The following is a 13,031-nucleotide window of genomic DNA, read 5'->3' on the forward strand; positions in this document are numbered from 1 at the left end:
GAAAAGGGAGAAACAAAGGTGGGGGAGGGAGCCAAGGGGGGGCCTCGGGGGGGGAGGGGGGGGGGGGGGGGGGGGGACCTCCTTGGCTGGTGCGCACCCCCCCCCCGCTTCTCCGTTTCCCACTCCTCCCACTCCCGTCCGTCCCGCACCCGCACGCCCCCGACGACCCACCGGACGACCGACCGGACAACCCACCTGGATCCCCTAGGGGATGTCACAGGTCGGACGCAAAGCCCCACCAAGGCCCAATCCGCTGTCACGGACGGGCCGTCGACCCGGTACGTTCAAATGCGTGGCTGGATTCAGGATCGGACGCGGCCGGGACAACCGGACCCCCCAACAACAGACGCACCCGCCGTACGGGCAGCAGGCACCTGCACAGCAGTGGCAGGGCCGGCCGCCCCACGGCCAGGCGCACCAACAGCACGGTGAACCCGAGTACTTCGGCGATCCCCAGGGCGGGTACGGAGGCGATCCGTACAACGGCGGCCAGGGTTACGGCGGCGGCCGGGCACACGGCCAGGGCTACAGCGGCGGCGCCCCCCACGGCGGCGGTGACGCGTACAACAACACGCCCGGCCACACACAGGCGTTCAGCATCGGCGAGGACCCCTACGGCGACGCCCACACCTACCGGACCGGTGACACAGCGGCCCCGCCCGCGGGTCCGCGCCTGCCGTGGAAGCAGCTGCTGAGCGGCATCGTGCTGCGCCCCGGCGCCACGTTCTTCCAGATGCGGGACTACACCGTCTGGGGCCCGGCCCTGACCGTGACGTTCGTCTACGGCCTGCTCGCCATCTTCGGCTTCGACAAGGCCCGCGAGGAGACGATCAACGCCACGCTGTCCACGGCCGTCCCCTACGTGCTGACGACCGCCGTCGCGGTGGTGCTCAGCGGCCTGATCCTGGGCGCGGTGACCCACACCCTGGCGCGTCAGCTCGGCGGCAACGGTTCCTGGCAGCCGACCGTCGGCCTCTCCATGCTGATCATGTCCCTCACGGACACCCCGCGTCTGCTGCTGGCCCTGTTCCTGGGCGGCGAGAACACCGTCGTCCAGGTCGTCGGCTGGGTGACCTGGTTCGCGGCGGGCGCCCTGTTCACCTCGATGGTGAGCAAGTCCCACGACCTGCCGTGGCCGAAGGCGCTGGGCGCCTCGGCGATCCAGCTGGTGGCGCTGCTGAGCCTGATGAAGCTGGGCACGATCTGAGTCCGCCTCTGCGCGAAGGGCCCCGGCACGGCGCCGGGGCCCTTCTGCGCTGTCCGCGGACGAGGAAGGTCCGGCCGGTCAGTGCGTCCTGTGGCTGTCGCCCGTCGACGGCTCCACTTCGCCGCCTTCGACGCCTGCGATGCCTTCGCCGCCTTCAACCCCTTCGACGGCGGGTGTCAGGCGTCGAGCACCTGGCCCTCGCGCTGCACGACGGGGGGTTCCGTCGACCAGGGGAACTCGATCCAGTCGTCCGTCTTCTTCCACACGTACTCGCACTTCACGAGGCTGTGCGACTTCTCGTAGATCACCGCGCTGCGGACCTCGGCGACGTGGTCGAGGCAGAAGTCGTGGACGAGCTTCAGCGTCTTGCCCGTGTCGGCGACGTCGTCGGCGATCAGCACCTTCTTGTCGGAGAAGTCGATCGCATTCGGAACGGGGGCCAACATGACGGGCATCTCAAGAGTGGTACCCACTCCTGTGTAAAATTCAACATTCACGAGGTGAATGTTTTTGCAGTCCAGCGCGTAGGCGAGACCGCCGGCCACGAACACGCCGCCCCGGGCGATGCTCAGAATGATGTCGGGCTCGTAGCCGTCATCGGCGATGGTCTGCGCGAGCTCGCGCACCGCCCGGCCGAAGTTCTCGTAGTCCAGGGTTTCGCGTACGTCAGTCGCAGCGTTCAGCGTCCTTCGCAGCCCTCAGAGCCGCACTCGGGGTGATTCAGATACGGCAGGCCGGGCGGCGGGCACCAGCGCACCGAGGAGCGGAGACAGGGCGACGGGTGGACCTGTGAGAAGTCACGGTGCCGAACTTCTCGTACGTCAGATGCCCCCGTACGGCCTCACTCATGGTCCATCACACCTGCGTCCGATGGAAGTTCACGAACGAGCGGGAGGCCGTCGGCCCCCGCTGCCCCTGGTAACGCGATCCGTACCGCTCGGAGCCGTACGGCTCCTCGGCGGGCGAGCTCAGCCGGAACATGCACAGCTGGCCGATCTTCATCCCCGGCCACAGCTTGATCGGCAGCGTCGCGAGGTTCGACAGCTCCAGCGTGACGTGTCCCGAGAAACCGGGGTCGATGAAGCCGGCGGTCGAGTGCGTCACCAGGCCGAGCCGCCCCAGGGAGCTCTTGCCCTCCAGCCGGGAGGCGATGTCGTCCGGCAGCGAGATGACCTCGTACGTCGAGGCGAGCACGAACTCGCCCGGGTGCAGGATGAACGGCTCGTCGCCCTCCGGCTCGACCAGACGCGTCAGATCCGCCTGCTCGATCGCCGGGTCGATGTGGGGATAGCGGTGGTTCTCGAACACCCGGAAGTAGCGGTCGAGCCGCACATCGATGCTCGAGGGCTGCACCATCGATTCGTCGTACGGATCGATGCGCACGCGCCCGGCGTCGATCTCTGCCCGGATGTCCTTGTCTGAGAGAAGCACCCACCGAGGATACGCAGAGCGCGCGCGCCCCCCGCAATCGGACGGCCCGCGCGCCACCGGCACCTACCTCTGCGCAGCGTCTCGTAGCTCTCCGCTACTGCCGCTGCTCCTACCGCTTCTGCCGGACGACCGGCACCGCCTGCCGGAGCCGCGCGCACCGCGGACACCGGAGCAGCCGCCCCGGCCCGATCCGCCCCGGCCCGAGCTGCTGCATCGGGAACGAAGCGATGCTGAACACGTGCCCCTCGGCACAACGGACTACGGCGCGCTCCATCGAGTCCATCAAGTCCCTTCCCCAACAACCGTGGACGAGAAAGCCACATTAGGGGATATACGGGACGTCGCTCCATCCGGCACTCCGGCCGCCGCACCGCGGACCGAAGGCTACGCCTTTCGCACGCGGGGCACTCGATGGGGTACAGTGTGCAACGGTGCGGTTGAGATCAACACCGCATTACGCGGATGTAGTTTAATGGTAGAACATGAGCTTCCCAAGCTTATAGCGCGGGTTCGATTCCCGTCATCCGCTCCACAATAAAGCCCCAGGTCAGCGACCTGGGGCTTGTTTGTTGTCTAGACCTATCCGGGCCCGCGTGCCATAAGTGCCGTAACGGGGCGTCAGATTGGGCCTCGAACCGTCACTCGCGGCCACCGGGCGCCGAGTCGTCTCGAATCCCGAGACGCATTTTGAGTGATCCGCACCACACACCACAGGGGTGCGGCCCCGGCTGCGTGCCGGGACCGCACCCCTGTGCGTCACCTCCGCCGGAAGCCTTCCAGCGGTTCCTCGCCCCGTTCATGGAGCAGCTCACCAGGAAGACCCTCGGCAATGCTGTCGAGCTCATGACCGAGGACGAGAGGGCCGAATTCGAGCGGCTGCTCGGCCTCATGATCGAGCCCGTCCGTCCCTTCACCCCGCACACCTTCTGACGAGGAACGACGCCGTCCGCGAGCGGCGAGAGGGTGGCACGTGGCAGTCACGGCCGCCAGTCACGAGGGGCAGCTGGTCCCGGACGCGTCGTCGTTCTTCCAGCAGCAGGACGACCCGCAGCCTCGCCAGGCGTAGCCCAGGCCACCTGAAGCAGAACGCCCTTTCGGGGCCAGTGCCGAGACGCGCTGGCCCCGAAAGGGCTTGTACCGTCTAGCCAGACCGTGCACCGCTGCGTCGGTGGCGCCCCCGCCCGCTGACGGCGAATCTGCCCTCCCGACCGCACTCCTGTCGTTGGGCGGTGCGCGCGGGCTCGTCGTGGCGCTGGATGGAGAGCCAGACACGCTCCTGGAGTTCTACGATGCAGGGGCCGCAGGCGTACATGGGCGCCTGGGCTCCTGCGACACTGACAGGGCCGATCCACAGGACGCGAGTCCATCGCTGTCCGCAGTACAGCCAGCACATCCCGTCGACCCAGTCGTTGCCGTCATCGGTGGTCGGTGGGGCGGGCAGACCACCGCGTGCGAACTCGGCGATGCCGGGGATCACCAGCTGGTGCGGTAAGCCTTGCTCGGTCAGCACCGGCTCACCTCTCCTGCCCGCTGTCAGCGGCGGACGGAGGCACGCGCGCCGGGGCTTCGTCGCCCGTGTTCAGCTCAACGGTGCCGACCGGCGTCCACTCGTGCTCCAGGATCGAGTAGGTAATCGAGTCCCGCCAGGCCCCGTGCACGAAGACGTGGTCGCGGATCCGCCCGTCCTCGGTCATGCCCGCTCGCAGGAGCGTACGCGCGGATGCCTCGTTGAGCGGCGAGCGTGCAGCCCATATGCGGTGCAGGCCCAGGGACTTGAAGCCGAGGGCGCACAGCATGTGGACGGTCTCCGTGCCGAGGCCCTTGCCCCACTCCGCCGGATTCAGGGCGAACCCGATGGTGGCTGCCTGTTGCGGTTCGGTCGCCAGGCGCGCGTAGCCGATCAGTCGGCGTTCACCGTTCGGCGTAATGGCAAGGCAGTACTCGGTCCGGGGAGTGTCCTTCGCGGAGGCGATGGACCGGTCGACGATCGCCTGGACCTGGTCGGGAGTGCGGGGCTCGAAGCTGAGGTGCCGGGTGGCCTCGGGGTCGCCGTAGATGGCCAGGAGGGCGGCGGTGTCCTCGGGTTCGACTTCGCGCAGTGCCAGGCGGGGGCCGGCCAGGTGGACTGGGGTCATGGCTGCGGAGCCTACCTGCGGGGTCACCGGATGAGGACGGACGTCGGGGTGGCCGTGAAGGCTTCGATCTCCTCGCGGAGGCCGGCTGCCGCGCCTCGGCTTCGCCGGCCTTCGGCCTGCAGGGCGTCGTGGACCCGCTGGGCGCTGCTGGTGATGCCGAAGTTGCGCTGCTCGATGGGGAGGTCGAGCACGGGCTGGACCGCTTCGATGGCGCCCTCGATCTCGCCGCGGGCGATGCGGGCGAGGGCAAGGTCGGTCTGCGCGCCGGCCTCGTCGCCGAAGGCCCACTCGTCCTCCGTGGCGCTGCGGTACGCGGCGACGGCGGCCTCCGACTGGCTCTCGCCGAGTGCGGGGTCCTCGCCGAGGTGCACGGTGGCCTCGGCGACGTAGTACAGCTGGCGGGGCACCGGGAAGGTCATGATGCCGCCGAAGGAGTCGAGGTCGTCGGATTCGACGGCCGTGCGGGCTTCCTCGGCCTGTTGGATGGCGGTACGGGTGGCCTCGCCGTCACCGAGGAGGGCATGGGCGCGGGCGGAGAGACAGGCCAGCCACACGCTGGTGGTGCCGCGGACGTTGCCTGCCGCGCTCTGGCCGAGGGTGGCGTAGTCGGCGGCCTCGGAGGGGCGTCCGGCCCAGTAGGAGATGAGCGACTGCAGGGAGCGGACCCAGGCGCGCATGGCGTAGTGGTCGGCGTTGTCGGCGCAGACGAATGCGGTGCGGGCCTGCATCATCGCGGCGCTGGGGTTGCCCAGGTCGTGGCTGGCTTTGGCGAGCATGCCGGAGGTGATGCCGGCGAGCAGGTAGAGATCGCGGGCCTGCAAGGGCTTGACCCGGCCGTGCTCGAGGAGCCGGAAGGTGAGGTCCTGTACCTCGACCAGGTCGCCGAGCAATGTCGGCAACGCCAGCTTCGGGTAGGCGACGGTGAGCCGTCGCACTTCGTCATGGATCTGGCCCAGGGTCTCCGGGCCGATGCTGCTGCCCTCCGCCAGTGCGGAGAACCTGAGCGCACGACGAGCCGCCATCGCGACCTGCCTTTCCAATTCCGTGGTGCCCGCGTCGAGGCGGGACTCGCTGCTGAACGGGCCACCAGCAGGCAGTGCCGCTGCCTGCTCGGTGGGGAGAAGGACAGGGGCTGGCCGTGGCGGCAGGACGACGAGCGGGGGTTCGGCCGCAGGCGCGGGCAGTGATGCGGCCGGCGCGGGAGCGAGGAGGAGGTCAACGCTGACGCCGAACATGGCCTCCAGCACTCGGCACTGGTCCGGGTAGGGGCGGGTCTTGACCGCACCGCCGTACCAGCGCTCGAACTGCCGCTTGGAGACCGACAGGCCCTGAAGCCGGCGGTCGTTCTCCTCCTGGGCGACCGTGTTCGCGGTCGCTTCGAACCGGAGGCGGAAGGTCTCGTAGACCTGCCAGTGGCGCTGCAGCGTCAAGACCCGTAAGAGCGTGGGAGTTTCAGCCACCGCAGATCCTCTCCGTCCCCGTTCGCCTGGTCTGACGATAGCCACGGCCGATCAGCGGGAAACCCGTTCGACGGCTCTGCGGCTCAGATGACGGCAGCCATGACGGCAGTCATGACGCACGACGTCATCGTCCAGCGCACCGGGCCCTCGACGAGGGCGGCTCCATGACGGCGGTGACGTCGTATCCATGCCTCGGCGCCCACCCCCATGCTGAACGCACTTCGCTTTGCGTGCGGCTCCGACTGCGAAGCGTGAGATCGGCGGCTGCGTCAGCAGCCCGGCTCGATCACCCCATCCAGCACCACGCGCACACCTGTCCGCTGCTCGGCGGGCCGGGAACGGGAGGGAACCGATGGAAACTCTGACCGCTCTGGCAGGGCAGATCGCCCAGCTGGAAACCGTGGACGCCGCCCGGCTGGAGCGGATCCGCCACGAGGCGCTGACAGCCCAGGCGCCCTGGAAGGCGGAGTACGGCGCCTACCAGTCGGGGGGCTGGTGGACGACCTCACTGATGAACGCCTCCGGTGACGCCGCCGACGTGACGATCGGCGACTGCGCGGCCAGGCCGACGGACCTGCTGGCGCAGATGCCGGCCACCGCCTCGCTGCTGGCCGAGCTGGGCCTGAACTACATGTGGGTGCGGCTCGCCCGGCTGGAGGCCAACGCCTTCCTGTGGGAGCACCGCGACTACGACGAACTCGACCAGGTCGAGCGGCACCGGCTGCACATCCCCCTGCACACCAACTCCTCGGCTTACCTGGTCACCGGCGGCACCAAGGTACACATGACCGGCGGGCGGATCTGGCGGCTGACGCCGACGTACGCCCACGGGGTGTGCAACCTGCTGGGCCCCGACCGGATCCACCTGATCGCCGACGTGTACGCCGACGACGCCTACCGGCGCCTGGCCCGGCACCCCTCGCTCCGCTCGACCGCCGCCGAGCCGCTTCCCGCCGCCAGCCAGATGGTCCTCGCGGAGCGGCTGCAGGCCGCACGCGCGATGGCAGATCTGGGCTACACGGAGGCGGCCGAGCGGATGCTGCTGCGGCTCTTCTACACCTACGCCCTGCCCGAGGGCACGGTCTACGACCTGATCGCCGAGCTGCACACCTCGCTCGGCGACGAAGAGGCGGCGACGCGCTGGGCTACGGCCAAGCGCCGCCTCCTCGCCCTCACGGCCTGACCGCCCGCAAGTCCCACCTGTCGGAATCCGAACGGAGGACGCGCATGCCCACTCTGCACCTGGCCGAACTCGCCCACGCCAACCGCCCTGCCCAGCTCCCGCTGCTGTCCAGGCTCGCCGACACCCTGGCCACGTCCCGGGCCGTTACCCACCTGATGGTCCGCGGCTCACTGGCCCATGGCACCGCCGACCGTCTGTCGGACGTCGACTTCGTCGTCGGCGTCCACGATGCCGAGATGCCCGCGTTCGTCGCGGCGCTGGACGACCTGATGTCCACCGAGGCCGGCGCCTTATTGCCCGGCTGGCGCGACACGATCGTCGCCGACCTCGGCGGCGTCGGGATGGTCTTCCTCGTCCCGGACGACGGACACCTGCACCAGATCGACCTGTACCTCGCACCCGCGTCGCGCATCCCGCGCCTGCAGGCGACGGTTGCCACCGCCTCGCTTCTCGACCGCGCGTCCGCACCGGCCACAACCGAGGAGGCCGCGGCAGCTGCCCGTTTCGCGGCCGAGTTCCTCGCCCGGCCTCGTGCGTACCTGCACCGAGCTGCTGATCGAGCACCTGGTGCTGGCCGTGCTGCTGCACAAGCGCATCAAGCGCGGTCAGCGCTTCGTCGCCTACTCCGAGTGGCACCGCCTCCACACCGCCACGAAGGACCTGATCAAGACCGCACTGGCCCCCACCTCGCGGTTTTGGGGCTGGTACCAGCTGCGTGAGGAGATCGCCCTCACACCGATCGGGCGGGCCTGCCTGGACGACCTGGACGCCGCGATCAGCGGGCCGGCCGTCCCTCTGGCCACCGACGTCGACGCGGCCATCGACCGGATGCTGGCACTGGTCGCACGGGCCTGCCCGGAGGCGCTGAACGGCCTGGGGAGCTCCATCACCGCCTACCGCACCTCCCAGGAGCTGGTGTGAACGCACTCCACCTCGCGGGCCCGGCCGCCACCCGGGCCCGCGAGGGCCTGACCGCCGTGTTCTTCGGCGGGGTGGTACCCGCCTCCGCCGAAGAGGAGACGCTGGCGGAGGAGATCGGCAAGGCTCTGGCCCAGGCCGGATACGCGCTCCTGCACGGCGGCTACAACGGCCTGATGGAAGCCGCCGCCCGTGGCGCAGCGTCCCAGGAAACCCTCGTCACGGCGGTCACCCTGATCGCCAAGCACGACGAATGGGGCCCGTTCAACCCGCACACCACCATGTCCGTCCACCTCCCCGACATCGGCGCCCGCCTCAACCACTACCTGGACAACGCCGACCTCGTCGTCGCCATGGGCGGAGGCGTCGGCACCCTGCACGAGCTGACCGCCGCCCTCTACTACGCCACCACCATCCGGCCCGTACCGGTCTGCCTCGCCGGACCGGCCGCCCTGCGCCTGCTCGACTTCCTGCGCGAAGCCAGGTGGCTGTACGAAACCCCGACCCGCCCCCTCGGCTTCCTGTCCACCGCCGAGTCCGCCGACGCCTTCCACTCCGTCCTCGCCACGCTCGACTCAGCACCGATCGGAGGAGCATGACCACCAGCACGCAGCTGGCCGGCCTCACCGCCCGGCTCGCCGACACCGCCTGTGTCCGCGCCCCGTTCCACCTCTCCAACGGCGGCCGGCTCGACGCCTACTTCGACGAGTACCGGCTGGCCGCCGACCCCGCGCTCCTGCGCGACACCGCCGCGGCCATGGCCGCTCTGGTCCCCGACGACGCACGGCTGCTGGCCGGAATCGAACTGGGCGGCGTCCCCCTCGTCGTCGCCCTGTCCGCAGCCACCGGGCTGCCTGCCGTCTTCCTCCGCCGTCACCCCAAGGGCTACGGCTCCCGCCGGCAGATCGAAGGCGCCGCCATCGACGGCCGCCGGGCCGTACTCGTCGATGACGTGGTCCGCTCGGGGAGTCAGCTGCTCGCCATGGCGCACACCTTGCGGGTCGCCGGAGCGCCGGTCGCCGACGCGCTGTGCGTACTGGAGCGCCCGCTCGGCGGCAGGATGCTGCTCGCCGAACACCACGTCACCCTCCACTCCCTGCTCACCGAGGCCGACCTGCCCTCGCCCCCGGCAGGTGATGCGCCGTGAAGCGGGCAGTGCTCTTCGACCTCGACGGTGTCCTGGTCGACAGCCGAGCCGCGCAGCTCGCCGCCCTGGCCGGGTTCGCGACCTCGGCCCTCGGCCGTCGTGTCACGGTCGCCGACCTTCCGGCCGGGGCAGCGACCACCCCACGCGCACAGGTACTCGCCGAGCTCGGGCTCGCCGGAGCGATCAACGAGGACGGCTGGGAGGCGGCGACAGCCACGGCCACCCTCACGGCGGAGGTGTTCCCCTTCGTGGCCGACACCCTCACCGTGCTCCGAGACGCGGGCGTCGCCACCGGCATCGTGACGCTGCGAAGCCGCCAGCGGGTCAACTGGCTTCTCCCGCCCGACATCCTCGACCTGGTCGACGTCATCGTCTGCTACGAGGACGCGGTACCCAAGCCCGCCCCCGACGGCCTGCTGCTCGCCCTCGACAAGCTCGGCGTCTCCCCCGCCGAGGCCATGTTCGTCGGCGACATGGAGTCCGACATGCATGCCGCCCGAGCGGCCGGCGTGACCCCCATCGGGTCCGGCTGGGGCTTCTCCGATGCCTCGGCGCTCACCGGGGCCGGCGCTGCCCTGGTACTCCCGCGTGCCGACGACCTCGCCGGGACGCTGCTGTCTCTGACCGACGTCCCCGGCAGATCCACATAGTCCAAGCGATCTTGACTTCAGACCCGCTACGCTTGGTGGCGCAGTCGCAGCGGTCCGTTACGTCCGATGTCGGCTGCGCCACCTCAAGCGACGGATCTGGAGTCATGGTCTACACCGTGGGGGCGCGAGCTATCTGCGTCGAGCTGGAGAACTGAGAACCTCTCAGTCCCTGTTCTCGGCCCGGCTCGGCGTGTGATCACCCCCCATCTCTCCACGACTCTTCCGTGAGGGCCACACCACCATGCGCTCGACGCAGATCCGCTCCACCTTTCTGGACTACTTCACCTCGCGCGGCCATCGCCACGTACCGTCCAGCCCGCTCATCCCCTCCGACCCGACGCTGCTCCTCGCCAACGCAGGCATGAACCAGTTCAAGCCGTACTTCCTGGGCGAGGTCACCCCGGAGTATCGCCGCGCCATCACCATCCAGAAGTGCGCCCGTACCTCCGACATCGACAACGTCGGCCGCACCAACCGACACGCCACGTTCTTCGAGATGATGGGCAACTTCTCCTTCGGCGACTACTTCAAGGCCGACGCCATCGCCTACGCCTGGGAACTCCTCACCGAGGGCTACAACCTGGAGAAGGACCGGCTCTGGATCACCGTCTACGAGGACGACGACGAGGCCGACCAGCTGTGGCGCAAGATCGGCGTCCCCGCCGAGCGCATCCAGCGCCTGGGCATGGAGGACAACTTCTGGTCCATGGGCGTCCCCGGCCCATGCGGTCCCTGCTCGGAGGTCAACTACGACCGGGGGCCGGCCTTCGGCCGCGAGGGCGGACCCGCCGTCGACGGCGAGCGCTACGTGGAGATCTGGAACCTCGTCTTCATGCAGTACCAGCGCGGCGAGGGCGACAAGAAGGGCGACTTCCCGATCCTCGGCGAGCTCGCCCAGCAGAGCATCGACACCGGCCTCGGCCTCGACCGACTCGCAGCGATCCTCTAGGACGTCGAGAACGTCTGCACCACCGACCTGCTCATGCCCACCCAGAACACCGTCCGGGAGCTCGCCGCCCGCGACTACCCCGGCAGCAGCGAGGAGAAGGTCTCCTTCCAGGTAGTCACCGAGCACGCCCGCTCGATCGCCTACCTCATCGCCGACGGCGTCCTGCCGGCCAAGGACGGCCGCGGCTACGTCCTGCGCCGCCTCATGCGGCGGGCGGTCCGGCATGCCCGTCTGCTCGGCATCGACCAGCCCGTCCTCGCGCCCGCCACCGCCAGCGTGATCGCCAACCTCGGCGACGTCTGGCCCGAACTCACCGACCAGGCCAACCTCATCGAGCAGGTCGTCACCGCCGAGGAGGAGTCCTTCACCCGTACCCTCGCGCAGGGCACCCGACTGCTGAACGCCGCGATCAGCCGCAGCCGCAAGAGCAGGTCCACGACCCTGGCTGGGGACACCGTCTTCGAACTACACGACACGTTCGGCTTCCCCGTCGAGCTGACCGTCGAAGCCGCCCGCGACGCCGGCCTGACCGTCGACGAGAACCGCTTCGCCGACCTGCTCGCCGAGCAGCAGCGACGCGCCAAGGCCGGCGGCAAGGCCAAGACGGCCGAGGCGCTGCGCCGTCAGGACGCCTACCGCGAGCTGTCCGCCCGCGACGGCCGTACCGACTTCGTCGGCTACGACCGCCTCGACGCCGAGGCCACCGTCCTCGGCCTCATCTCCGACGACACCGTCGTGCCCGGCGCCGACCAGGGAACCACCCTCGAACTGGTTCTGGACCGCAGCCCGTTCTACGCTGAGTCCGGCGGCCAAGTCGGCGACACCGGCACCATCCGGACCGCCGGCGGCACGCTCCTGGAGGTGCTGGATACCAAGCCCGGCCTGGAGGGCTTCCATGTCCACACCGTGCGCGTCGCCGAAGGCGAGATCCGGGCCGGCGAGCAGGTCGAGGCCCTCGTGGACGGCGCCCGCCGCGAAGCCGTCGCCCGCTCCCACTCCGCCACCCACGTGCTGCACGCCATGCTCCGCCGCACGCTCGGCGACCACGCCCGCCAGCACGGCTCCCTCGTCGCCGCCGGCCGCCTCCGCTTCGACTTCGCCCACTTCTCCGCCGTCGACCGCCCCCAGCTCGCCGCCATCGAGGCCCTCGTCAACGACAGCCTCCTCGCCGACCCCGAGGTACGCGTCTGGCACGCCTCGCGCGCCGAGGCGGAGGCCGCCGGGGCGACCGCCCTGTTCGGCGAGAAGTACGGCGACCACGTCCGCATCGTCGACATCGGCGACTTCTCCCGCGAACTCTGCGGCGGCACCCACATCGGCCACGGCTCCAACGCCGGCCCCGTGCGCATCACCAGCGAAGCCTCCATCGGCTCCAACCTCCGCCGCATCGAAGCCCTCACCGGCCGCGACGCCCTGAACTACTACGACACCGAACGCCGCCTCCTCGAAGAACTCTCCGGCCTCCTCGGCACCCGCCCCCAGGACGCGCCCGACGCCCTCCGCAAGCGCCTCGATGCCCTCACGTCCGCCGAGCGGGAGCTCGGCCGCCTCCGCGAGGCCGAGCTGGGGAACCGCGCCCAGCAGCTCGCCACCTCCGCCCGCACGGTTTCCAGTGGCCGGGTCGTCACCGAAAAGGTGACCGGAGTCGGCCCGGACGAACTCCGCACACTGGCCCACAACACCGCCGGCCTCCTCGACGCCGACCACGCCGTCGTCGTCCTCGGCACCGAGCACGACGGCAAGGCCCTCCTGGCCGCCGCGGTCACCCGCAGCCTCCACGACACCGGCACCGAGGCCAGCGAGATCCTCATCCCGGCCGCGCGCACCGTCGGCGGCGGAGCCGGAGGCAAGGGGCCCGTCGCCAGCGCCGGCGGACGCCGCACCGAGGCCCTCGACCAGGCCCTCGCCATCGCCGCCCAGGACGCCGCCCGCATCCTCAGCCAGTAGCACC

At 70.1% G+C, this 13,031-nt stretch carries 12 protein-coding genes, 1 tRNA gene and 1 pseudogene; 9 read left to right on the plus strand and 5 right to left on the minus strand.

What is annotated here, in order from left to right; translation table 11 throughout:
* Positions 1–292: 292 nt before the first annotated feature.
* Positions 293–1,207, plus strand: a complete 915-nt coding sequence (locus ACZ4Z5_RS02585) for a Yip1 family protein (protein ID WP_468255578.1) — start codon at positions 293–295, stop codon at positions 1,205–1,207.
* Positions 1,208–1,383: 176 nt separating this feature from the next.
* Here the strand turns inward: ACZ4Z5_RS02585 and ACZ4Z5_RS02590 are convergent, their stop codons facing one another.
* Both ACZ4Z5_RS02590 and dcd read right to left on the minus strand, forming a co-directional pair.
* Positions 1,384–1,890 (minus strand): phosphoribosyltransferase, encoded by a 507-nt coding sequence (locus ACZ4Z5_RS02590; protein ID WP_468256581.1) that lies wholly within the window; start codon positions 1,888–1,890, stop codon positions 1,384–1,386.
* Positions 1,891–2,062: 172 nt separating this feature from the next.
* Positions 2,063–2,638 (minus strand): dCTP deaminase, encoded by a 576-nt coding sequence (dcd, locus tag ACZ4Z5_RS02595; RefSeq protein ID WP_468255581.1) that lies wholly within the window; start codon positions 2,636–2,638, stop codon positions 2,063–2,065.
* Between the two features lie 458 nt (positions 2,639–3,096).
* On the opposite strand from dcd, the gene ACZ4Z5_RS02600 reads away from it, so the two are divergent.
* Both ACZ4Z5_RS02600 and ACZ4Z5_RS02605 read left to right on the plus strand, forming a co-directional pair.
* Positions 3,097–3,170 (plus strand) — tRNA-Gly (locus ACZ4Z5_RS02600).
* A 200-nt stretch (positions 3,171–3,370) separates the two neighbouring features.
* A complete protein-coding gene (locus ACZ4Z5_RS02605; RefSeq protein WP_468255584.1) occupies positions 3,371–3,568 on the plus strand; it encodes a hypothetical protein in 198 nt (65 codons plus the stop codon).
* Positions 3,569–3,779: 211 nt separating this feature from the next.
* On the opposite strand, the gene ACZ4Z5_RS02610 is transcribed toward ACZ4Z5_RS02605, so the two are convergent.
* The 3 genes from ACZ4Z5_RS02610 to ACZ4Z5_RS02620 are packed head-to-tail and all read right to left on the minus strand — an operon-like array spanning position 3,780 to position 6,203.
* Entirely contained in the window at positions 3,780–4,148 is a 369-nt protein-coding gene (locus ACZ4Z5_RS02610; protein WP_468255587.1) for a hypothetical protein, read from the minus strand.
* Between the two features lie 4 nt (positions 4,149–4,152).
* Positions 4,153–4,773 (minus strand): GNAT family N-acetyltransferase, encoded by a 621-nt coding sequence (locus ACZ4Z5_RS02615; RefSeq protein WP_468255590.1) that lies wholly within the window; start codon positions 4,771–4,773, stop codon positions 4,153–4,155.
* Positions 4,774–4,796: 23 nt separating this feature from the next.
* Positions 4,797–6,203 (minus strand): hypothetical protein, encoded by a 1,407-nt coding sequence (locus ACZ4Z5_RS02620; RefSeq protein WP_468255593.1) that lies wholly within the window; start codon positions 6,201–6,203, stop codon positions 4,797–4,799.
* A gap of 382 nt (positions 6,204–6,585) precedes the next feature.
* Here ACZ4Z5_RS02620 and ACZ4Z5_RS02625 point away from each other — a divergent pair, with 382 nt between their 5' ends.
* The 6 genes and pseudogenes from ACZ4Z5_RS02625 (at position 6,586) to alaS (ending at position 13,027) form a co-directional block, all read left to right on the plus strand.
* Positions 6,586–7,416 carry an aspartyl/asparaginyl beta-hydroxylase domain-containing protein gene (locus ACZ4Z5_RS02625; protein WP_468255596.1) on the plus strand — a complete coding sequence of 277 codons (831 nt, stop codon included), beginning with the start codon at positions 6,586–6,588 and terminating at the stop codon, positions 7,414–7,416.
* Between the two features lie 531 nt (positions 7,417–7,947).
* Positions 7,948–8,337, plus strand: a complete 390-nt coding sequence (locus tag ACZ4Z5_RS02630; protein WP_468255599.1) for a hypothetical protein — start codon at positions 7,948–7,950, stop codon at positions 8,335–8,337.
* Positions 8,334–8,933, plus strand: coding sequence for an SLOG cluster 4 domain-containing protein (locus ACZ4Z5_RS02635; protein WP_468255602.1), 600 nt, complete (start codon positions 8,334–8,336; stop codon positions 8,931–8,933). The genes ACZ4Z5_RS02630 and ACZ4Z5_RS02635 overlap by 4 nt, the downstream gene beginning before the upstream one ends.
* On the plus strand, positions 8,930–9,481 hold the full coding sequence (locus ACZ4Z5_RS02640; protein WP_468255605.1) for an orotate phosphoribosyltransferase: 552 nt from the start codon (positions 8,930–8,932) through the stop codon (positions 9,479–9,481). The genes ACZ4Z5_RS02635 and ACZ4Z5_RS02640 overlap by 4 nt, the downstream gene beginning before the upstream one ends.
* The gene (locus ACZ4Z5_RS02645) at positions 9,478–10,131 is read left to right on the plus strand and encodes an HAD family hydrolase (RefSeq protein ID WP_468255609.1); all 654 of its coding nucleotides are present in this window, start codon (positions 9,478–9,480) and stop codon (positions 10,129–10,131) included. Before ACZ4Z5_RS02640 ends, ACZ4Z5_RS02645 begins: the two co-directional genes overlap by 4 nt.
* 241 nt (positions 10,132–10,372) lie before the next feature.
* Positions 10,373–13,027, plus strand: a pseudogene (gene alaS / locus ACZ4Z5_RS02650) (alanine--tRNA ligase).
* The last annotated feature ends 4 nt before the right edge of the window (positions 13,028–13,031 follow it).

It is taken from the genome of Streptomyces sp. NPDC030222, assembly GCF_055573115.1.